Source organism: Streptomyces malaysiense (assembly GCF_000980885.2).
GTDB classification, from domain to species: Bacteria; Actinomycetota; Actinomycetes; order Streptomycetales; family Streptomycetaceae; genus Streptomyces; species Streptomyces malaysiense.
This window is the reverse complement of record NZ_LBDA02000106.1, coordinates 14,780-34,479: the sequence shown is the minus strand read 5'-3', so window position 1 is coordinate 34,479 and position 19,700 is coordinate 14,780. Positions and strand designations below refer to the sequence as shown.

The window sequence follows — 19,700 nt, the reverse complement described above, 5'->3', positions numbered from 1 at the left end:
TCCCGCGCAGCGGGGGAACCTCAGGGAGTGGCGCAACCTCGATCTGGTCGTGGAGCATCCCGGGCGCAGCCCGCTGGTGATCGAGAACAAGGTGTTCTCGCTCCCGGACACTGGCCAGTTGGACGCGTACGCAGCGGGCAAGCTCCACGGCCTGGACCATCCCGTCCTGGTACTGCTCAGCCTGGTCGCTCCCGGCTGGCCGGACGGTTCATGGACGACCCCGAACGGTCTTGCCTGGCGTTACCGCAGCTACGAGGACCTGTGTGCCGCGCTGCGGCCCTGTCTGCCCGGTCTCCGGCAAGCGGACGGGTTCGGCGCCGACGTGTTCGAGCACTGGCTCGATTTGATCGGCAAGCTCGTGCGACTGGCCGCCGAGGTCGGCACCCCCGCGGGGGCGGAACCGTTGCTGCTGCCGGAGGAAGCGGTCGCGATCCTCAAGAGCGCTCGACTGGACGCGACCGTGCAGAAGATGCGTTGCCTGCATGTCTCGGGCCTCGTCCGGGCAGAGCTGGTGCGGGAGATCGAGCAGGACGGGGTCATCGTGCGGACGACGATGAGCCGGGGCCAGGGCATCGTGGAGATGTTCACTGCGGAGACGCCCCCCTGCTTCGGCTGGCAGATCCAGGAAGGCCAGTTCCGGCTGGTCTACCTGACCGGCCCTGGCCCTGCCCACGGCCCCGGCCCGACACGGCGGGCGAACCGCGAACAGGAGGCCCGCGCCTACGGCGACTACTTCTGCTTCGACCAGGCGCGCACCCTGCTGGGCGACACAGGGCCCGAGCGGCCTGTAACCGCCCCGAATGCTCCGCTGGCCTTCAACGGGTTCGCGCCCGACTTCGTCTACCGGAGCTTCCCAGCGCCGGACCTGACGATCGGGCAGCTCGTCCGGCTCGGTGCCACCTATGCGCGGCGGGCGTTGACGTGGCACGCAGACGTGTGGGGCACGGGAGACGGGCGCGGCTGAGCGTCGGCTGAGAGGGGCCGGACTTCCGGTCCCTGCTGAACCTCATGCCGGACGTGGCGGGTGCTCACGCTGTCGTCGATACAACAGCAGACGGTGAAGCCCCCGTCTAGGCGTGGGACGGCTGCGGCTCCCATGGAATCGCTCCCGCGTGGAAGGAAGTTGCATCGGATCAGTGCCGCGGAGCTCCACCTTTCCGACATCATCGGGGCATGCAAAAGCTCGAGGCGCACGAGATGCCCTTGCACAAGGTGTTCAGCAGTGACTACGACTTTCAGATACCTGACTACCAGCGCCCCTATGCCTGGCAGGAGGAGCAGGCCGCTCAACTGCTGATGGACCTGCAGGAAGCCCTGGTCCGTGGGACGGATGAGCCGTACTTCCTCGGATCCGTTGTGCTCGTCAAGAACAGCGCGGTCCCGAAGGCGGACGTCATCGACGGCCAGCAGCGCCTCACGACCCTGACCATCCTCCTGTCGGTCCTGCGCGACCTCACCGAGGATCCGGAGCTGCGCGGCGACCTCGACCGGCTGGTCATGGAGCCGGGTGCCAAGATCCGTGGGCTCGCCCCGAGGCCGCGGCTCACTCTGCGAAGCCGTGACGCGGACTTCTTCGAGAAGTACGTCCAGACGAAGGGCGCAGTGGGCACTCTTCTGACGCTCAAGGAGGAAGCCCTGCGGACCGACGCACAGAAGGCCGTCCTCCGCAACGCGACAGTCCTCCACCGCAGCCTCACCGCGTTGACCGAGGAACGCCGGCTGGAACTGGCTCAGATGCTCGCCGAGCGGACGTTCCTTGTCGTCGTCAGCACTCCTGACCTCGACAGCGCACACCGGATCTTCAGCGTCATGAACTCCCGCGGCCTGGACTTGTCTCCCACCGACATCTTCAAGTCGCAGATCATCGGGGATCTCGGGGCGGAGGCGTCTGAGGCGTGCGCCACCACCTGGGAGGACGCCGAGGAGATGCTGGGGCGCGACGACTTCGCGGAACTCTTCCTCCACCTGCGGATGATCTTTGCCAAGAAGCGGGCGGAACAGGAGCTGCTCAAGGAGTTCCCTGAGCAGGTACTCAGCCGCTATCTCCCCGGCAGGGGCGAGGTCTTCGTCCATGACGTCGTCCGGCCGTATGCCGAGGCTTATGCCCAGATCCGTGAAGCGCGTTATGAGTCCGCTTCGGGTGCGGAGGCGGTCAACGCCTGGTTCAGGAGGCTCCAGCAGGTCGACAACTACGACTGGCGGCCCACCGCTCTCTGGGCGCTGCGCCACCACGAGGACGACCCGGCATGGCTCGACACGTTCATGCGGGCCTTGGAGCGGCTGTCGGCCAGCATGTTCGTCCGTCGCGTCTACACGACTCCCCGCGTCACACGCTACGCCGAGCTGCTTCGGCAGCTCGACGAAGGGCAGGGCCTCGCCTCCCCGGCCCTCGAACTGAGGGACGACGAGAAGGCCGAGACCCGGGCGAGACTCGAGGGCGATCTCTATCTGGTCGGCAAGATCCGCAAGTACGTGCTGCTCCGGCTCGACGAGCTGCTGGCCCGTGGGCAGGGAGTGACTTACGACCACCCGCTCATCACAGTGGAGCACGTGCTGCCGCAGAACCCGAAGGCCGATTCGCAGTGGGTCGGGCTGTTCGACGAGGAGCAGCGTGCCCAGTGGACACACCGCCTGGGAAACCTGGTGCTGCTGAACCGCGCCAAGAACTCGGCGGCCCAGAACTACGATTTCACCGCCAAGAAGGCCAAGTACTTCACCGGCCGCGGGGGAGTGGTCCCCTTCGCGCTGACCAGCCAGGTGCTCCAGCACGTCGAGTGGACCCCCGAGGTGCTGAAGGCCAGGCAGGAGGAGCTGCTGGGGGTGCTCTTCGAGGAGTGGCGTCTGTGAGCGCGGGGGCCGGGGCGGGGCGTCACATCCCGGCCCCGAGTCCAATGATCTCCATGAAGTTCCAAAGAGTTCCATTGTTGAGTCTGTGTGGGCTATGGTCGTCCACAACTCAGGTCTCACGGCCCCGCGTTACAACGCTGTTCCCGTGTGTCCCCTGTCGTTCAGTTGCCGTCGGCCTGTCCGGCCGTACGCTCCGCAGTCGTCGCCTCCACGGGAGTCCCGTCATGCCCGTACCCGCCGATCCCGCCCCGGACTCGTCTCCCGCAGGGCCGCCCGCCCAGGAGCCGTCGGCGGGCACCCTTGCCAGTCTCATCGCCGCGCGCCTCGCCGGCTCGGACCTCGACGAGGGCACCCGAGCCCTCCTGCTCACCGCCTTCCAGGACGACGGCGGGGCGCGCGGCCGGATGCCGGGCGCCTACCTGCAGTCCGTCACGGTCAGCGGCTTCCGCGGCATCGGCCGTACCGCACGTCTCCCCCTCACCCCCGGCCCGGGACTCACCCTGGTCACCGGCCGCAACGGCTCCGGCAAGTCGAGCTTCGCGGAAGCCGTCGAGATCGCGCTGACCGGCGACAACGCCCGCTGGCGCGGCCGCAGCGACATCTGGCGCAAGAGCTGGCGCAACCTCCACCACGGCCAGGAACCCAAGGTCGCCGTGGAGTTGCGCCTCGACGGCGATCCAGAGCCGGCCACCGTGCTGCGCACCTGGCACGGGGACGACGTTGCCGACTCCACTGCCGAACTCGACCGGCCCGGCCACGCCCCCGTCCCCCTCCCGGGCCTCGGCTGGCAGGAGGATCTGGCGACCTACCGCCCCTTCCTGTCGTACTCCGAACTCGGCCAGGTGATCGGCGGCAGGCCCAGCGAGATGTACGACGCCGTCGCCTCCATCCTCGGTCTGGAGCAACTCGCCGCCGCCGACAAGTGGTTGCGAGACCGGACCCGCGAGTACGACGCGCCCGCCAAGGAGGCGAAGGCCGAACTCCCCGCCCTGCTCACCCTCCTGGACGGCACCGACGACCCCCGCGCCCAGAGCGCCCACACCGCACTGAGCGGGCGGCGCCCGGACCTTGCGCGGGCGGCCGAACTGGCCGCCGGGACCGGCCCGGTGGACGAGGCCCTCCTGTTCGACCTGCGCCGCCGCTCCACCCTGACCGGACCCGACATCGAGGCGGTCGCCACGGCGGTGACCCGGCTGCGCGAAGCCATCGCCTCCGCCGAGGACCTGCGGGGCACGTCCGCCGAGGACGCGCTGCGCCGCGCCGAACTCCTCGCCCGCGCGCTCGCCCACCACCGCGCCCACCCCGCCCTCGACACCTGCCCGGTGTGCGGCGGCACGGCCCGCCTCGACGAGGAATGGGCACGCGACGCCGCCGAACAGGAAAGCCTGCTGCGCGCCGAGGCCGAGCAGGTGCTCACCGCCCGCAGGGAACTCGACGCGGCCGCGCAGGCCGTCCGTGGCCTGGCCGTCCCGCCCCCCGACTGGCTGCCGTCCGAGATCGCCGCCGCCTGGGACGACTGGCTGCGGTGCCGCACCGTATCCGACCCGGCCGTACTGGCATCCGCCGCCGAGAACGCCGCACGGATCGCCGCCGACGCCGCACGGGTCGCCCGCCAGGAGGCCGCGACACGCCTCGCAGACCAGGACGACACCTGGCGCGACGCCGCGCGGGCGCTCGCTGCCTGGTTGGACAAGGCCCACGCAGCCGAGCAGGCGGCCCCGCACCTGGCCCGCGTCAAGGCCGCCCAGAAATGGCTCAGGGCCACCCACGACGAGATCCGCGCCGACCGGATGCGTCCCATCGCCGAGGACGCCCAGCGCATCTGGTCCAACCTGCGCCAGCAGAGCAACGTCGCCCTCGGCCCGGTCCGCCTGAGCGGCTCCGCAACCCAGCGCAAGGTCGCCCTCGACGTGACCGTCGACGACATCGACGCCCCCGCGCTCGGCGTGATGAGCCAGGGGGAACTGCACTCCCTCGCCCTGTCCCTCTTCCTCCCGCGCACCTTCCTCCCGGAGAACCCCTTCCGGTTCCTCGTCATCGACGACCCGGTGCAGTCCATGGACCCCGCCAAGGTGGACGGCCTCGCCCGCGTCCTCGCCCTCCTCGCCGAGCACCGCCAGGTCGTCGTCTTCACCCACGACACCCGCCTGCCGCAGGCCCTGAAGTACCTGCGGCTGCCCGCCACCGTCCTCACCGTCGACCGCCGTGAGCGCTCCGCCGTACGCGTCCGCTCCGGCGACGACCCCGTCAAGCAGGCCCTGTACGACGCGAAGGCGCTCGCCAGGACCCGTGACCTGCCCGGCGACGTCGTCGCCCGGGTCCTGCCCGGCCTGTGCCGCACCGCCCTGGAGGCCGCCCTCCTCGAACCGGCCCGCCGCCGGCTCCTCGGCACGGGCCTGCCCCACGACGAGATCGAGCGACGCATCGCCAAGGCACACAAGCTCACCGAACTGGCCTCTCTCGCCCTCTACGGGGAAACCGACCGGGTGGGCGAGACCATGACCGACCTCACCCGGGCCTACGGCCAGCAGGGCACCGACCACATTCGGTGGTGCAACAAGGGCTCCCACGAAGCCGTGCCCGTCGACGACGTGGAGGAGATCATCCGCCGCACCGCGGAACTCGCGAAGGCGGTGCGATCCCTGTGACCACGATCCGCCCGGCCACACCCGTCCCGACCGCGCGCCCGCCCCGGCTTCCCGTACCCCTCCCACCTCCGCCGCCGTCCATCTCGACCCCTGAGGAACTGCTCGCGGGCGCGGACCGGTTGCTCGGCACGGCCACCGCCTCCACCACGGGAGTCTGGCCACGCGCCGTGGCACTGCTGCTGCGCCACGCCCTCGAAGAGGCCCTGCGCCGCTACTGGCAGGCACGCAAACCGCAGCTGGCCCACTGCCCGCCGCACGCCCAGGCCCTGTGCCTGGAGTCCTACGCCGACCCCGACACGGCCCGCCGCTGGTCGGCGACCTGGGCCGGCCTCAGCCGGGCCTGCCACTACCACGGGTACGAGCTGGCTCCCACGCACGCGGAGTTGTGTGCGTGGCGGGACGACGCAGATCGGGTGATCGCGGCGTTGACGCTCCGGACGCGGTGACGGATCGCAGTCGGACCGCAGGCCCGTCGCGCGGGGCAGGCGGCAGACGCCGGCTGGTGGGCGGGGCGGGGCGGTACGGGACGGGGCGCCGGGGAGAGGGGGCGTGCCTGCTTGTCCACCTCGACCGGCGGCATTGGCACTGTCGTCATACGCGTATTACGATGCCTTCGTGGCGAAGACGCGCATCAGCATCAGCTTGGAGCAGGACCAGGCCGAACGCATCAGGCAGCACGCGGAACGGGCGGGAATGGACGTCTCGGCCTATCTGGTGCATGCCGCAACGCGCCAGATGGCCGAGAGCGATGCCATAGAGGAACAGTTCGCCGAGGTGGACGCACTCATCGCCCGGGCAGAGCGTGCAGCGGACGGGCTGCCCGCCGAACCTGCCCCGGAACCGGCCGCTGAGCTGACGGAGCAGGAACGCCGCGAGGTCGAGGAGGCCCTGGGGCTCGTCCACGGCCGCGACCGGCAAGGCCGCCGTCCGGGACACGCCGCGTGAGCGCACGGGTGCCGGTCTACGACACCGGCATGCTCATCGCACTCGCCGACCGCAAAGCGAAGGCGGTGGCTCTGCACGAGGGACTACGCACGGTCCCGCACCGGGCGCTGGTGCTCGGACCGGTCCTCGCCCAGGTGTGGCGTCCCCAGCCGGCGCTGGTGCATGCCCTGTCCGGCGTCCTGAAGGACTGCACGGTCCCTCAGGCCCGTACGTCCGAGCCGCCCATGCGTGAGACGAAGGCGGGCCGTCCGGAGTGTCTGGCTTGCGCGACGGGCCCGGACCTCGCGGACTGGCGGCGCATCGGGACCGCTCTGGGGCGGGCGGTCCTGCCGGCGAAGAAGCGGCCGGACGCGGTGGACGCCTGGGTGGCCCTGGCAGCGGCCCGGCACGGCAGCTCGGTGATCTTCACCGCCGACCCTGGGGACATCCACGCCTACCTGACGATTCTCGCGCCGTCGGACGTGCACGTGGTCGCTGTCTGATGACCGGGAGCCACGCTCGGCCCTGTCCAGGCGTCGCGCAGGCGGTGAACAAGCCGTCGGCAGGAGCGGGGCACGGAGCTCGGCCCTGCGCAGGCTCGCTCCGCGAGCGGGTGCCGAGGTGATCAGCCACCAACGGCAACGGCCATCCAGTGCCACGGCCTCCCCGCGCGCCGACCGCTGAACTCGCCCAGAGTCCTCCACCCGCTTCGCCATTTACCACGACCGTGGTACTTGGCACGGCAGGAGCAGGTGCACAGGAAGCCCTGGGCGTTCTGACAGGACGAGTTGCACCTTTCACGTGGGTTGTACTCACGGCCGATGAGGACGCTCGGATACCTGCGGAGCAGCTCCCGGCTGATGTGGGGGAAGTGAGCGCTGGCCACCGTCCAGCACCCCTCGCGGCTGTCCCACCGGAACGATCTATCGCTTCCGACCCAGCCGGACAGTTTCCGCTCGTGCTCCCACATCGTGTGAGCCGGGAACCAGACACCGAACCACCCTTTGGCGGGCAGGCCGATTGTCGGCAGGTGCTCACCCCGATAATTCGGCAGCCACTCAGGGGGCATGAGGTACTCGGTCTTCTCCCGCAAGGCACGCCCGCGCCCCTTGTCTCTGACCGTAGTCCGCCGGCTACGTCGAGGCCCGGGTCCCCACTCGACCGACACAAGTGCGGCGAGCTGACCAGAGGCATAGCAGGGGAAACGACTTATCGGCCTGTCATGGGCGACCACGCGCCCGTCCTGGTCTACCTCGATGGAGTTGCGGCACTTCAAACACGTGCGGTTGAACCCTCCGTCGCCCACAAGCACCCCCTTGGTTGAGCTGATGTATACCGTGCCTGCTGCCGTGTCCTGCCGGTCTCGGCTCGCATCACGTGGGATATCGCGGACGGGATGTTCCGCGTGACCTCGCTCCGATGGCCCGGAGCGAGGTCACGCGGCAACCACGTAGGCGCTGGACACGCCGTAATCGACTGCGACAGCGGAGGCGGGGCGCTCGACGTACTTCAGTGCACCGAGGGTCAGCCAGGCGAGTTCTCGGACGCTGGCGGCGTGCTGGACGTCAGCCCTGGCCACGACGTCGGGGGCGGGCCAAAGGCGCGACGACCGGCCCTCACAGCCAGAGTGCCCATGGCGGCGTTGGCACCACCACCGATCACAGCGCCGATACCGAAGGGTGCCACTCGACCGAGAACGATGATCCCCTGCTTGGTCCCGTACTTCGTGATGAAGTTCTTTCCCAGGATCTTGTTGATCTGACGCAACGTCTCGACGGGCACCTTGGCGACAACCTGACGTCCCCAGTGCTGCCCCGTACGCTCGGCGGCCTTGGTAATGGTGGCGGAGCCACTCCCGCCGAGCATGATTCCCATCACGATCGTTCGGCGGCGCTCGATCTCGTCGATGGGGACTCCGTGGACCTCGGCGAGCGAGAGGGCGAAGAGGGCGCTCAGTTCAAGGGACGAGAGAGCTTCGCCTGCCGAGAGTGCCAGTGCGACTCCCGTGCCGACGCCGGGCGCGGCTGCGGTTCCTCCAACTGCAGCACCGGTTCCGGTCAAGGCGCTGACGTACATCCGCTCCAGATTGCGGATCACCTCTGCCGGCGTCGCCTCTGGGGTCCGTTGGCGGGCCCGCGCTATGTTCTTGCGCACCAGTAGGTTCTGGCTGTCGATTGCCTTGTCCAGGAGGTCGAGGACTCGCTGCCCACGTCCGTCTGCTGCCGAAACGGGTCCGTCGTGGGCATCTGTTGCCATGTTTTGAACTCCTTGGGTCGTTAGGCCCCAAGTCTCCCACTCAGGCTGCCGGTTCTGGGACGGTTTCCCCCAACGGCAGCTACCGGTCTCAAGCTTGGAGCCGTTGCGGTGGCGGTTCACCCAGACGTCTGGCTTGAACTCCTCAGTCATGGCCGAGGGTTGTGCTCAGCCGCGTGCCGCGTAGCGGGTGAACCGCGCCCGGCCGTCGCGGTCAGGTACGCCCGCTGTGCGTGTCCGGGCCGTGGGGTTCACAGGCGCATTCGGCCCAGACCGTCTTGCCGCCGGGCGGATACGGGTCCGTGCCCCAACGGTCGGCCAAGGCGGCGACCAGGAGGAGGCCTCGACCCGACTCGGCGTCGGGGAGAGGGCCGACGTCTGCCGAGGCCGACAGGGACGGGAGTTGATCGCCACGGGCGTCGGTGACGGCGATGCGGAGGGTGCCGGTGTCGAGGGTGAGGACGAGGCGGAAATCGCGTCCCTGGACGCGGCCGTGCAGGGCGGCGTTGCCGGCGAGTTCGGCCACGATCTGTTCGGCGCGCTCGGTGACGCCGGGTGACACTTCCCAGGCGCGGAGCTGTTCGACGGCGAGCAGACGGGCGAGGCGGGCTCCGCGGCGGGTGGACGACAGGAGCTGGGAGAACGTGCGTACGGTTGCGGAGAGTTGGGGGGTGGTTCCGTTCATGAGGCCACGGTGACGGGCGCGCGGGGGCGTGTTCCAGGCGCCTGGCCCGTACGGTACGTCAGCGTACGGGCACATTCCGTGGACGGTACGGGGTACGGTCCGTCACTCTGGGTGCCGTCGGCCGCAGGTACGACGGACAGTACGCGTACGGAACCGGAGGTGGCCGCGGATGACGGGCGGCATCGACAGCGTAGGCAGCGACCACGGCGGCGGCAACGGCCGCGACGGCAGTCATGACGGTGGTCCTGACGGCGACGACCTGGCCGCCTGTGAGCCGGACCGCGAGCCCGACCCCTCGGACAGTCTGCGGACCTGGGGTGCCGTCCAGCAGGCGCTGCGCGAGCACGCGGGGTACAGCAGGGCCGAGTTCGCGGACCTGGTGCGCTTCTCCAAGCACACCGTGGAGTCGGTGGAGCTGGGGCGGCGGATGCCCGACGAGTCGTACGTGGTGCGGTCGGAGGAACTCCTCGGGAACACTGGCGCGTTGCGGAAGTCGTCGAAGTACGTGACGCGGGGGCGGGGGGATGTGGGGCTCGCGGCGTGGTTCCGGGAGTGGGCACGGCTGGAGCGGGTGGCGGTGAGCCTGTGTACGTATGAGTGTCGGCTGGTGCCGGGGTTGTTGCAGTCGGAGGGGTATGCGCGGGCGGTGTTCGACAACAGCATCCCGCTGCTGTCGGATCAGGAGTTGGAGGACCAGCTCGTCGCGCGGCTCGGTCGGCAGAAGCTGCTGGGTGAGCGGCACAGCGTCCCCTTCAGCTTCATCGTCGAGGAGCATGTGTTCCGACGTCAGCTCGGCGGGGCGGATGTGATGCGGGGCTTGTACGACCATGTCCTGGAGTTGACCGCGCCGCGCAACGTGACGTTGCAGATCATGCCGCTGGACACGGAGTTCCACGCGTGTCTGGATGGTCCCTTGCAGCTGCTGGAGACGCCGAAACGGCAGCGACTCGCGTACTCCGAGGGGCAGCAGAACGGCCGCCTGATCTCCGACCCGAAAGAGGTGAGCCTCCTCTACCAGCGCTATGACACACTGCGCTCGCAGGCCCTGAACCCCAAAGACTCCCGGGGTCTGTTGGAGCGACTGCGAGGAGAGCTATGAGCACGACGGAACTGGCCTGGTTCAAGTCCAGCTACAGCGGCACCCAGGGCGACAGCTGCGTCGAGGTCGCCGTCACCGAACAGGCCATCTGCGTACGGGACTCCAAGGACGTGGCGCGCCCTCACTTCGCGGTGGGGCGTGAGGGGTGGTCGCGGTTCGTGGGGTTCGTGACGGAGGTTTGAGCGGTGTAGGCGTCGATGGCCGATGACAGGTGATGCGGGAGCGGTGCCGCCCGATCCCGCATCACACCGGCGGCAATGCCGCGTACCGAACTGCGTACGCCCAACTGGGGCTGGGGCTTCCCGTGCCCTGGCACAGGCCGGGAACGGGCTCTCAGGTGGGATGGCAGAGTCCAGTCAACTTTCGCGGCTTCGGCAGATGCCAGCGAAGTCGCAGCCGGCGCAGGACGAACACCAACTGTCCAGGCGGGGTAGCCGGTTGGTGCGCAAGGAGTCCGCAGCCTCCGTGACCCGCTTGCTGAGGTCGGTCATGACCTCCGGGTCCACCATTTCGCGCGTGTCACGTCCTGCCTTATCGAGGTTGAGGACCTCTACGACATCCGCGTTCTGGCCCGTCAGCTCCCGGTACCCGAGCACGTACAGGTGCAGTTGGTCACGGGTGAGGTTCTCGGCCTGAGCGCGCTCGCTCGACTTGAAGTCGACGACCGACGTCTCGTTCGTGTCCAGTCGCTTGATCAGGTCGACTCGGCCGGTGACGGTGACGCCGGGGACCGGGTGGATCTCGACGGGCTGCTCGGAGTATCTCGTCTGGTGCAGGGTCGCGCCGTGACGTTCCAGGTAGCGCCGCACGGCCGTCTCGGCGGCGGGGCGGAGCTGGTCTGCCGCCGCTTTGTTCGCGAAGGGGAGGTTGAGGTGACGGTCCACCAGGTCCTCCGCCTCCTCCGGGGCAGCGATGTCGCCCTCGATGGCCCGTTTGTGGATCTCCGCCATGACGTCGTGGAGCGACTTGCCGAAGCCGAGTTCCTTCTGCAGAGGCGAGTCGAAGCCGTACAGAAGGCGGAGCTTGAAGGAGTACGGGCACTCGAAGAGGTATTTCAGGTCCGAGAAGGACATGACGACCTCGGGGATACCGCGCATGGGGGTTGGCGTGAGCCGTCCGTCGGGGGAAGGGTGGACCTCGCGGGTCAGGACGGTGTGCACCTGCGTGGCCTCGTTGAAGAAGTCCGAACGCTTCTTGCCTGTGCGCTTCTCCGTGGGGGCGAAGGAGAGTGCCAGGTACTTCTGGGCGCGGGTGACGGCGACGTAGAACAGGCGGCGCTCGTCCGCCTCGGTGCCCCGGTAGCGGGCCGCGCCCGGGACGAGGCTCTCTTCGACCACGTGGAATACGCCGAGTCCGCCCCGGCCGGAGGCGGGAAAGGTGTTCTTGCGCAGGGCGGGCAGAAAGACGGCCGGCCACTGCATGCCCTTGGCCTGGTGGACGGTGGCGATGACGACGGCGTTGGGCTGGGCGTAGCCGTTGTCCCCGTCGGACTCCTCGTAGTAGTCGGGAGCCTGGTACTCGACCCACTTGGCGAACGCGTCGAACCGCTGCTGGGGCTCGCTGGTGAGGTGGATGCGCTCGAAGTCCCCGATCGCGGTGGAGAAGCGACCGAGGTTGTAGTAGACGAGTTCGCCCCGCTCGCGCGGAACACGCTCCTCGCGCAGCTCGACGGCTTCGAGGAAATCAAGGAAGACGCCTTGGAGCGTGGTGGAGTCCCAGGGCTTGGACGCGTCCCACCGCATGGCCGCGGTGAGCACGGGGAGTCCGGCGCGGACATCACCCTCCGTGAGCCCGACGCCGGCGTCGATCCATGCGTCGATCACGTCCTGCTCGTCGGCCTCCCCCGCGACGAACCGGAAGCAGCTGACTGCCGCCTGGACCTCCGGTGTCTCGAAGAGCTTGGTCAGGCCCTTGATGACATATGGGATGTCGCGGCGTCGGAGCTCTTCGACGAGCGGGCCGGCGTCGGCCTTAACGGAGCGGAACAGGACGGCGAAGTCGGACCAGTCGAGTCCCCGGGGTTCGCTGCCTTCCCGGTCCTGGAACGGCACGCCGCGCAGCCGTTCCATGCGGTCCACGAGCCAGCCGGCCTCCGCCTCCGTGTCCGGGAATTCGAGTGCCAGCAGGTCGCCGCGCTCGAAAGTCTGGTGGCCGGCGGCCGTCATCGCCTTGCTGAGGCGTTCGCCAGGCGGAATCTGCTCGACGACTCGGCGCGCGAGGTCGACGATGGCGGGGCTGGAGCGGAAGTTCTCGTTCAGCGTGGCTCGGCGGACGCCTGGGTAGCGGTTCTCGATCGTGAGGATGTTCTCGACAGCACTGCCGCGCCACTGGTAGATCGTCTGGTCGTCGTCACCGACCACGCAGAGGTTCGCCCCGTGGCGGGTGAGCCCGCGGATCAGCTGCTCCTGGACCGGGTTGGTGTCCTGGTACTCGTCGACGACGACGTACCTGACGGTCTCCTTGACGTGCCGCTGAAGGCTCAGGACGGACTCGTCGCCCTCGTCGTTGTCGTCATTGAGCAGGACCGCGGTGTTGTGGAGGATGGCTGTGTAGTCGAAGTACGCGCGGTCGCTGAGCAGTCGCATGTACTTGTCGAGCCCGTCCGCCACGTCGGGGCGGAGCCCGTCCAGATCTACGTCGTCCTCCCGGAGGATCGACATGACCTGCTGGTACAGCTTGGAGTTGACCCAGCGCCGCAGGGGCTTCGGGGTTCCCTGGACGATCGCGCTCGTCGTGGTCAGCCCTGACTGGGTGCTGTACTTGTCGATGATCAGGCGGGTCTGCACGTCGTTGAGGACGTTGTACTTGAACGCCTCGGGCACGTGGCTGTGCAGCAGGTCGAGGGCGTAGCCGTGCATGGTGCCGATGTACATCTCGGCCAGGCCGTGCACCTCGCCGTGGAGTTCGCGGATCCGTGTGTGCACACGCTCCTTCAACTCGCCTGCGGCCTTCTCGGTGAAGGTGAAGGCGACGATGTTCCTGGGCTGGACACCGGGCCGCCCGATCAGGCGGGCGATCCGTTGCGAGATCACCTCCGTCTTGCCGGAACCGGCGCAGGCGACGATGAGGAGGTTGTCGTCGTGGGTGTCGATGGCGGTGCGCTGGGCGTCCGTGAACTGCACTGTTCCCCCCGAAACTGGCTGTTGTGCTGGTGCTGGTGCGGTGACGTGGCGCTTTCGTGTGGCGTGATCGGTGGCGGGTGGGGTGCGTGCCGTGGCGGTACGCACCCCACCCGGTGGTGTCAGATGTCGATGGCCTTGAGGACTTCGTCGCCGTAGTAGTTGACGACCTTGACGGCGATGCGTCCGGACTCGGGCTTGGGGAAGGGGCGGGACTTCGTGGTGAAGAGGGTGGACAGCGCCTCGTCGTCGATCTGTCCCTTGAGCGCCTTGCCGAGCCGCTCGTACGGGTTGAGCCCCGTGGACTTCCCGTTCTCGCCCGAGAAGTAGACGTGACGCACGATGAAGGCCTCGGCGTCGTAGTCCGTGTCGATCGACCACATCATGATGTCGTCCGGGCCCTCGGCACGGACGTCACCCGTCGTCGGGTTGTAGATGTCGAGGCCCCTGATCTCGGCGACGAGCTGGCCGTCGCTCGTCTCCGTCAGCTCGATGTCGGGCTCGCCGAAGACCGTGAACAGGTTGCCGGCGCCTGTGTTGGCGAGTTCGTCGCCCATGGCGAGGTCTGGGTTCATACGGACGTTGAGCACGGCCATCTTGCCGACCTGACGCTGCTGGATGACGGAGAACTCGCCCCGCTCCTGGTTGATCTCGTTGGTCGCCTCGGTCGCGTTCGCGTCGAAAGCGAAACCGAGGATGAGGAGGAGATCGATCTCGCCGAACCTGAGGGCTTCACGGGCAGCGTTCTTAATGAAGAGGGAGTCGACGGTTCCGTATTCGGGACCGAGCGCGATACCGACGCGGGCCGGTGTCCCCTCCTCGGCGTCCTTGCGGATGCCGACGGCGGTCAGTATCCGCCCGGACACCGGTTCGACCGACTCGAACTCCAGCCGCTCGTTCCGGTAGCCGTTCTGCACGCCGGCCTTCTTGACGTGCTCCAGGATCGTCTCCTCGTACGAGGCGCCGGACGGCATCATTTCGGCGGCCTTCTCTGAGGCGGGGATGTCCTGGCCGAAGGAGACGGAGCGGTGCGGCGAGAGCGACTCGACGGTGAAGGGGCCGGCGACACGGACAGCCTTCTTGTTCTCGTAGGGGCGGTCGTACAGCGTCTCGAACTCGGCGTGCTTCTTGATCGCCTTGTCGATCTGGTCGCGGGTCATCCCCTCCTTGATGTCGGGGTTGTTCGCGATCGACTTCAGCGTGATGTGCGGGACACGCTCGTAGACGAAGCCACGGCGGATGTCGTGCTTCGAGGGCGAGCGGTCGAGCGGCTGCTGGCTGAGTTCGGCCTCCTTGGCCTTTCCTTCGAGGGAGTCGGCGAGGAGGTAGGCGGGGTACTTGGCGCCCATGAGGCGATGCCGGGCGAGTGCGATGGCTACGCGGGAGGTATCGACAGTGATCCAGCGGCGGCCCCACTGCTCGGCGACGTAGGCGGTCGTTCCGGAGCCGCAGGTGGGGTCGAGAACCAGGTCGCCGGGGTCGGTGGCCATGAGCATGCAGCGTTCGATGACCTTCGTGTTTGTCTGGACTACGTAGACCTTATCTGCTCCGAAACCTGCGGTTGTGGTGTCGTCCCAAAGGTTATTACGGGGGAAGGCCGGAAAATCATCAAAGTACCTTACGTAGCGCAAGGTTCGACCCAGCCCAATCAATCGCTTTGCGTTCTTGAGGCGCTCCATCCCTTCGCGATTGGTCTTCCATCCTCCTTTCGCCGGGCGGTAGGTGACAGCGTCAACCGTTACCGGAAATACGGTCGTTTGCCCCACGCGAGTTGTCTGGCTTGTGAGATTATCAGCCGTGAAAACTCGACTTCCTTCAGGCGGGGTAGAACTGAATCTTGTGCGGGTGCCGTCAGATGTTTCTGCGAAGTTGTATCCGCTGGCGCCTGATTCTCCGAGCTGCTTGAGTACGTAGAGCTGGCGATACTTGACGGTGTCGATGTTCCGTGCGTACCAGATGACGTAGTCGGCAACGGAGGCGAGCACGTTAGTGCCGCCTGCAAAGCTTCCCGCCCCAGATGTCGTCTTGAAAGCAATCAGTGAGACGAAGTTTTCAGATCCGAACACTTCATCCAGTAGCGAGCGGACCAAATGAACATTTTCGTCACCGATCTGGATGAAAATAGAGCCAGACTCGGTAAGGAGGTCGCGGGCTGATGTTAGGCGATCGCGGAGATAGGTGAGGTAGGAACTGATTCCCAGATCCCAAGTGTCGCGAAAAGCCTTAATCTGTTCGACTTCTCGAGTCGCATCTTCTAGCTTTCCGTCGCGCACCCGAGAGTTGTCCGCCCGTGCCTGCCAGTTCGACCCGAACTTGATCCCATACGGCGGATCGATATACACCATCTGAACCTTGCCCCGCAGATTCTCCCGCTCCGCAAGGCTCGCCATCACCTGGAGCGAGTCGCCCAGGATCATGCGGTTGGTCCAGTTCATCTGGTGGTTGTACCAGTCGACCTTGTCCAGCTCGTCCGGGATACCGTCGTCGAAGAACTCGGTACCGAAGAGCGAGAGTTCCTCCCCGGCGCTCTCACCTCCCTCGCTCTCCCGCCGCCTCTTCGTCTCGTCCATCAGCTGCTTGACGAGGTAGCGCGGCTCGATCCGCTCCTGGCGGAAGATCGGCGGGGCCGGGACCTCCAGGTCCTCGCGGTCCTGCTCGTCCTTGCCCTTCCAGACAAGCTGGGGGTCCTTGGCGAAGTCGCGCTTGCCGCGCCAGGTCATGGCAGCCTCGACCGCTTCCGTGACCAGGTCGAACGCGTCCGCCGTCGGGTTGTTCACTCGTGTTTCCTCATGCTTTATGGCCTGCACGGCCTTGGTGCTGTTCGCGGCGGTCTTCGCACTGCGCTTCCGGGGAGCGGCCATCGTGCTTACTTCCCTTCCTCGTCGTCGTTGCCGTCGTGCTGCCGCCGCTGCCGGGATTCGCCTTCGGCCTCGCGCGCCGCGCTGAACAGGTCGTCGTCCCAGGGGTAGTCGTCGTCGCCCCAGTCCGCTTCGATATCGTCGCTCTTGAGCCTGTCCACGCTCTTGAGCCCTTCCTCGCACAGACCCGTCAACGCCCCGTCGCCGTAGAGCGACTCGATCGCGGCCGCCAGGCCGGACTTGAACGTGGTCGGGTTCTGAGACAGCTCGACATAGCCCCACTTGCCGAAGCCGCCGTGGTTGTTCACGGCCGCGCACCACATCCGCGCGGTCTCCGCCTTCACCGCCCGCTTGCCGGCCGACTTGCGCGAGCCGGAAACCTCCACGATCAGGTGGCGCTGCTCGTCGTCCTCGTCCCGGGGCTTCAGCCGGACGATGAAGTCGGGCAGGTACCGGTGCGTACGTCCCGCGAAGAGGTAGGGGATCGCGAACTCCAGGTGGTCGTTCTTGACGTACGACTGCACGTTCTTGTTGCCGTCGAGCAGCGTGGCCAGGATCTGCTCCCACGTGTTGCCGTCTATCCCGTCGAGCACGACGTAGTTCACCGGCGACTTGTCCTCGTCGGCCTCGTAGACCGCCTTGGTGGTGTAGAAGTCCACGTTGTCCGTGGAGCCTTCCGGCGCATAGCGCGCGAAGATGGGCAGCACCTTGGACGTGTTGTCGCCTTCCTGGCGGTTCAGCGCGGCGAAGAACAACTCAGCAGCCCGCTGCCGCTCTTCGGAGACCTGGGAGATGATCGCCAGGGCGCGCTGGTTGTCCGTGCCGACGCAGTGTGTGATCCAGTCCTTGGCGAGCCATACCAGGTTCGGGAACATCCACGGCTTACGTCCGAGTTTCGGATCCTCCAGCAAGTCCATTGCGTGTTTGGCCAGTTGGAAGGAGACCTGCTGCACGCGGATGTCCCTGCCGTCGACCAGCGTGTGCCGGGCCTGCTCTCCGACGATGCCCTCCACATCGGCCCGTGTGGCGACGCCCTCGTCGACCTTGAACGGCTCCGCCTCGGTGAAGTCCGCGTAGAACTGCGCCTCCTCCACCTCCACCCGGTATCCCTCCAGGCAAGGGAAAGTGATGCGCAGGTCCTCCCGGTCCCTCATGGCACGGACGTGCTTCGGCTCCGGTCGAGGCTTGGACTTCAGCTCCCGGTTCGGATCGGTCTGGATGAACTGGAACGGGATGCCGTACACGTCCGCGTACTCCGGCTCCAGCAGCCCCTCCTCGTTGACCGCGTACGAGATGCGGCGCAGGCCGCGGCCCACCACCTGTTCGCACAGCAGGTGACTGCCAAAGGCTCGGACCCCGAGGATGTGCGTGACCGTGTTGGCGTCCCAGCCCTCCGTCAGCATGGACACGGACACCACACACCGCACGTCCTGCCCGAGTTTGCCCTTCTTACCGACGGTGTTCAGGACTTCGCGCAGCAGGTCGGCGTCCTTCAGAGCCTCCACGTCGCGGTCCGGGAACCGGGTGCGGTACTCCTCCTTGAACGCCTCCAGCTCCTCGGCCGCCGCTGCCTTGAACTGGGCGTCGAGCTGGGGGTTATCGGACTCCAGCTGCGCCGAGTCGACCAGGATGGTGCGCGGGACGGCATAGCGGCGGCCCTGGGCGTCGTAGTTGGAGAAGTGTTCCAGCATGCCCGGCTTGCCGAGACCGTCCGCGTCCGGGAGCTCACGTCCGGCGATCTGGTCGTACACCCACTTCGAGACCGTCGTGTTGTTGCAGACGATGATGAACACCGGGGGCGTGGATCCGGTGCCCCGGGTCTCCTCCTCCCACCGCGCGAACGCCTGCGCGTAGTTCCGGTACAGGCTGTGGGCGGCACCTTCCAGTACCGGGGGGAGCGTCTTGTCCGCGAGCGTCGCCGGCTTCTGGGCGCGCGTCGGCATCTTGTCCCTGATGTGCTCCCACAGGTTCAGATACGAGACATCCTTGTGTTCCGCGTCGTCATCCACCGGTACACGCGGGATCTTGACGAGGCCCGACTCGATGGCGTCCAGGAGTCCGAAGTCGCTGACCACCCACGGGAAGAGGGTGCCCTCCGGGTAGCCCGAGCCGTTCAGATAGAAGGGGGTCGCGGAGAGGTCGTAGACGGCCTTGATGCCGGTCTTGCGCATGATGTGGTTCAGACCGTCGAACCACTGACGAGCGTGCTTGTTCTCCTCCTCGGCCTGCTTCTTCTCCTCCCCCTTCAGCTCGTCCACGGTGATGGCCCCCTCCAGGGCGGCCCCGCGGGTCTGGTAGCAGTGGTGAGCCTCGTCGTTGAAGACGATGATCTCGCCCTTGCTCCCGCCCAGATCGCGCAGGACCCGGTTGACCATCATGGCGGGCGTCTCGACGAAGGGGTCGTCCTTGGACCTGGCCAGGAGCAGCTTCTTGGTCTTGGACGCGAGTCCCTGACCCTCCCGCGTAGTCCGGAGCATGAACGTGTGGTAGTTGGTGATCGCCACCTGAGCCTGACCGAGCGCACCCCACAGGTCTGCGGGGACGATGTCCCGCTCCTTGTAGTAGTTGTTCGGGTCGGAGGGCATCAGCACGCGCAGCCGGTCCCGGATGGTCACACCGGGCGCCACCAGGAGGAAGCGCTTGGCGAACCGGCGGTCCTGCGGGCCGGCGACCTTGTTGAGGGTGTTCCAGGCGATCAGCATCGCCATCACCACGGTCTTGCCCGCGCCGGTCGCCATCTTCAGAGCGACTCTGGGCAGGCCGGCGTTGTGCTCCTGGTTGGCCTCGTCCAGGTGGGCACCGATCCACGTCTTGCCGAGCTTCGTGCCCACCTCGGTCAGGTAGATGGCGGTCTCCACGGCTTCCACCTGGGCGAAGAATAGCTTCCGCTCACGGGTACCGTCCGTCCAGTACTCCAGAAGACGACGCGTCGTGGGCGTGATGTTCGGATACCCGGCCTGGCGCCAGCGGGAGACCTCGGCTCGGATGTTACCGATGACGTCCTGGCCTTTGCGCTCCTCCAGGATGCCGTCGAGAAACAGCTCGTGCTGGACGCCGGCGCCGGTCTTGCGTCCCTTCCTGACACGCGGTACGGGCATCCAGGTCTCGCTCGGGCGGCGCCCGGCAACCCGCTCGCCGGTCGGCTGGCCCCGCTGGTCCAGCTCCCAGTGCCAGGCCGGTTCCGCGTACGGCGAATTGATGATCGGGTTCTCGATCACTGCTGCCATGTTCTGGATATCTCCCTCACGCCACGCCTTCGTGGACCGT

13 protein-coding genes are annotated in these 19,700 nt (G+C 67.4%); 8 read left to right on the top strand and 5 right to left on the bottom strand.

Features of this window, described 5'->3' with window-relative positions; translation table 11 throughout:
- From VT52_RS32720 to VT52_RS32695, 6 genes are all read left to right on the top strand, one after another.
- On the top strand, positions 1–964 hold a 964-nt coding region (locus VT52_RS32720; protein WP_071387726.1), incomplete at its 5' end, for a PDDEXK-like family protein.
- 209 nt (positions 965–1,173) lie between these two features.
- Positions 1,174–2,847, top strand: a complete 1,674-nt coding sequence (locus tag VT52_RS32715) for a DUF262 domain-containing protein (protein WP_046427527.1) — start codon at positions 1,174–1,176, stop codon at positions 2,845–2,847.
- Positions 2,848–3,071: 224 nt separating this feature from the next.
- Positions 3,072–5,495, top strand: coding sequence for an AAA family ATPase (locus tag VT52_RS32710; protein ID WP_053055712.1), 2,424 nt, complete (start codon positions 3,072–3,074; stop codon positions 5,493–5,495).
- Positions 5,492–5,941, top strand: coding sequence for a hypothetical protein (locus tag VT52_RS32705; RefSeq protein ID WP_053055714.1), 450 nt, complete (start codon positions 5,492–5,494; stop codon positions 5,939–5,941). The genes VT52_RS32710 and VT52_RS32705 overlap by 4 nt, the downstream gene beginning before the upstream one ends.
- Positions 5,942–6,110: 169 nt before the next feature.
- Positions 6,111–6,440, top strand: coding sequence for a plasmid mobilization protein (locus VT52_RS32700; protein ID WP_240509975.1), 330 nt, complete (start codon positions 6,111–6,113; stop codon positions 6,438–6,440).
- Positions 6,437–6,922 (top strand): PIN domain-containing protein, encoded by a 486-nt coding sequence (locus tag VT52_RS32695; protein WP_206306670.1) that lies wholly within the window; start codon positions 6,437–6,439, stop codon positions 6,920–6,922. Before VT52_RS32700 ends, VT52_RS32695 begins: the two co-directional genes overlap by 4 nt.
- A 1,021-nt stretch (positions 6,923–7,943) precedes the next feature.
- On the opposite strand, the gene VT52_RS32690 is transcribed toward VT52_RS32695, so the two are convergent.
- Both VT52_RS32690 and VT52_RS32685 read right to left on the bottom strand, forming a co-directional pair.
- On the bottom strand, positions 7,944–8,675 hold the full coding sequence (locus VT52_RS32690) for a hypothetical protein (protein WP_046427530.1): 732 nt from the start codon (positions 8,673–8,675) through the stop codon (positions 7,944–7,946).
- A gap of 211 nt (positions 8,676–8,886) precedes the next feature.
- Positions 8,887–9,357 (bottom strand): ATP-binding protein, encoded by a 471-nt coding sequence (locus VT52_RS32685; protein ID WP_046427531.1) that lies wholly within the window; start codon positions 9,355–9,357, stop codon positions 8,887–8,889.
- Between the two features lie 169 nt (positions 9,358–9,526).
- On the opposite strand from VT52_RS32685, the gene VT52_RS32680 reads away from it, so the two are divergent.
- Together VT52_RS32680 and VT52_RS32675 are read left to right on the top strand one after the other, a co-directional pair.
- Positions 9,527–10,456 carry a helix-turn-helix domain-containing protein gene (locus VT52_RS32680; RefSeq protein ID WP_107481514.1) on the top strand — a complete coding sequence of 310 codons (930 nt, stop codon included), beginning with the start codon at positions 9,527–9,529 and terminating at the stop codon, positions 10,454–10,456.
- Positions 10,453–10,638, top strand: a complete 186-nt coding sequence (locus tag VT52_RS32675; protein WP_046427533.1) for a DUF397 domain-containing protein — start codon at positions 10,453–10,455, stop codon at positions 10,636–10,638. Before VT52_RS32680 ends, VT52_RS32675 begins: the two co-directional genes overlap by 4 nt.
- Before the next feature lie 174 nt (positions 10,639–10,812).
- Here the strand turns inward: VT52_RS32675 and VT52_RS32670 are convergent, their stop codons facing one another.
- From VT52_RS32670 to VT52_RS32660, 3 genes are all read right to left on the bottom strand, one after another.
- Positions 10,813–13,578, bottom strand: a complete 2,766-nt coding sequence (locus tag VT52_RS32670) for an ATP-dependent helicase (protein WP_046427535.1) — start codon at positions 13,576–13,578, stop codon at positions 10,813–10,815.
- Between the two features lie 119 nt (positions 13,579–13,697).
- A complete protein-coding gene (locus tag VT52_RS32665) occupies positions 13,698–16,436 on the bottom strand; it encodes a site-specific DNA-methyltransferase (RefSeq protein WP_046427537.1) in 2,739 nt (912 codons plus the stop codon).
- A 5-nt stretch (positions 16,437–16,441) separates the two neighbouring features.
- A complete protein-coding gene (locus tag VT52_RS32660; protein WP_240509974.1) occupies positions 16,442–19,660 on the bottom strand; it encodes a BPTD_3080 family restriction endonuclease in 3,219 nt (1,072 codons plus the stop codon).
- Between the last annotated feature and the right edge of the window lie 40 nt (positions 19,661–19,700).

Coding starts and splice junctions, on each gene's coding strand:
- VT52_RS32665 (WP_046427537.1), bottom strand. CDS start 16,436: ATGGCCGCTCCCCGGAAGCGCAGTGCGAAGACCGCCGCGAACAGCACC.
- VT52_RS32715 (WP_046427527.1), top strand. CDS start 1,174: ATGCAAAAGCTCGAGGCGCACGAGATGCCCTTGCACAAGGTGTTCAGC.
- VT52_RS32680 (WP_107481514.1), top strand. CDS start 9,527: ATGACGGGCGGCATCGACAGCGTAGGCAGCGACCACGGCGGCGGCAAC.
- VT52_RS32660 (WP_240509974.1), bottom strand. CDS start 19,660: ATGGCAGCAGTGATCGAGAACCCGATCATCAATTCGCCGTACGCGGAA.
- VT52_RS32690 (WP_046427530.1), bottom strand. CDS start 8,675: ATGGCAACAGATGCCCACGACGGACCCGTTTCGGCAGCAGACGGACGT.
- VT52_RS32675 (WP_046427533.1), top strand. CDS start 10,453: ATGAGCACGACGGAACTGGCCTGGTTCAAGTCCAGCTACAGCGGCACC.
- VT52_RS32710 (WP_053055712.1), top strand. CDS start 3,072: ATGCCCGTACCCGCCGATCCCGCCCCGGACTCGTCTCCCGCAGGGCCG.
- VT52_RS32685 (WP_046427531.1), bottom strand. CDS start 9,357: ATGAACGGAACCACCCCCCAACTCTCCGCAACCGTACGCACGTTCTCC.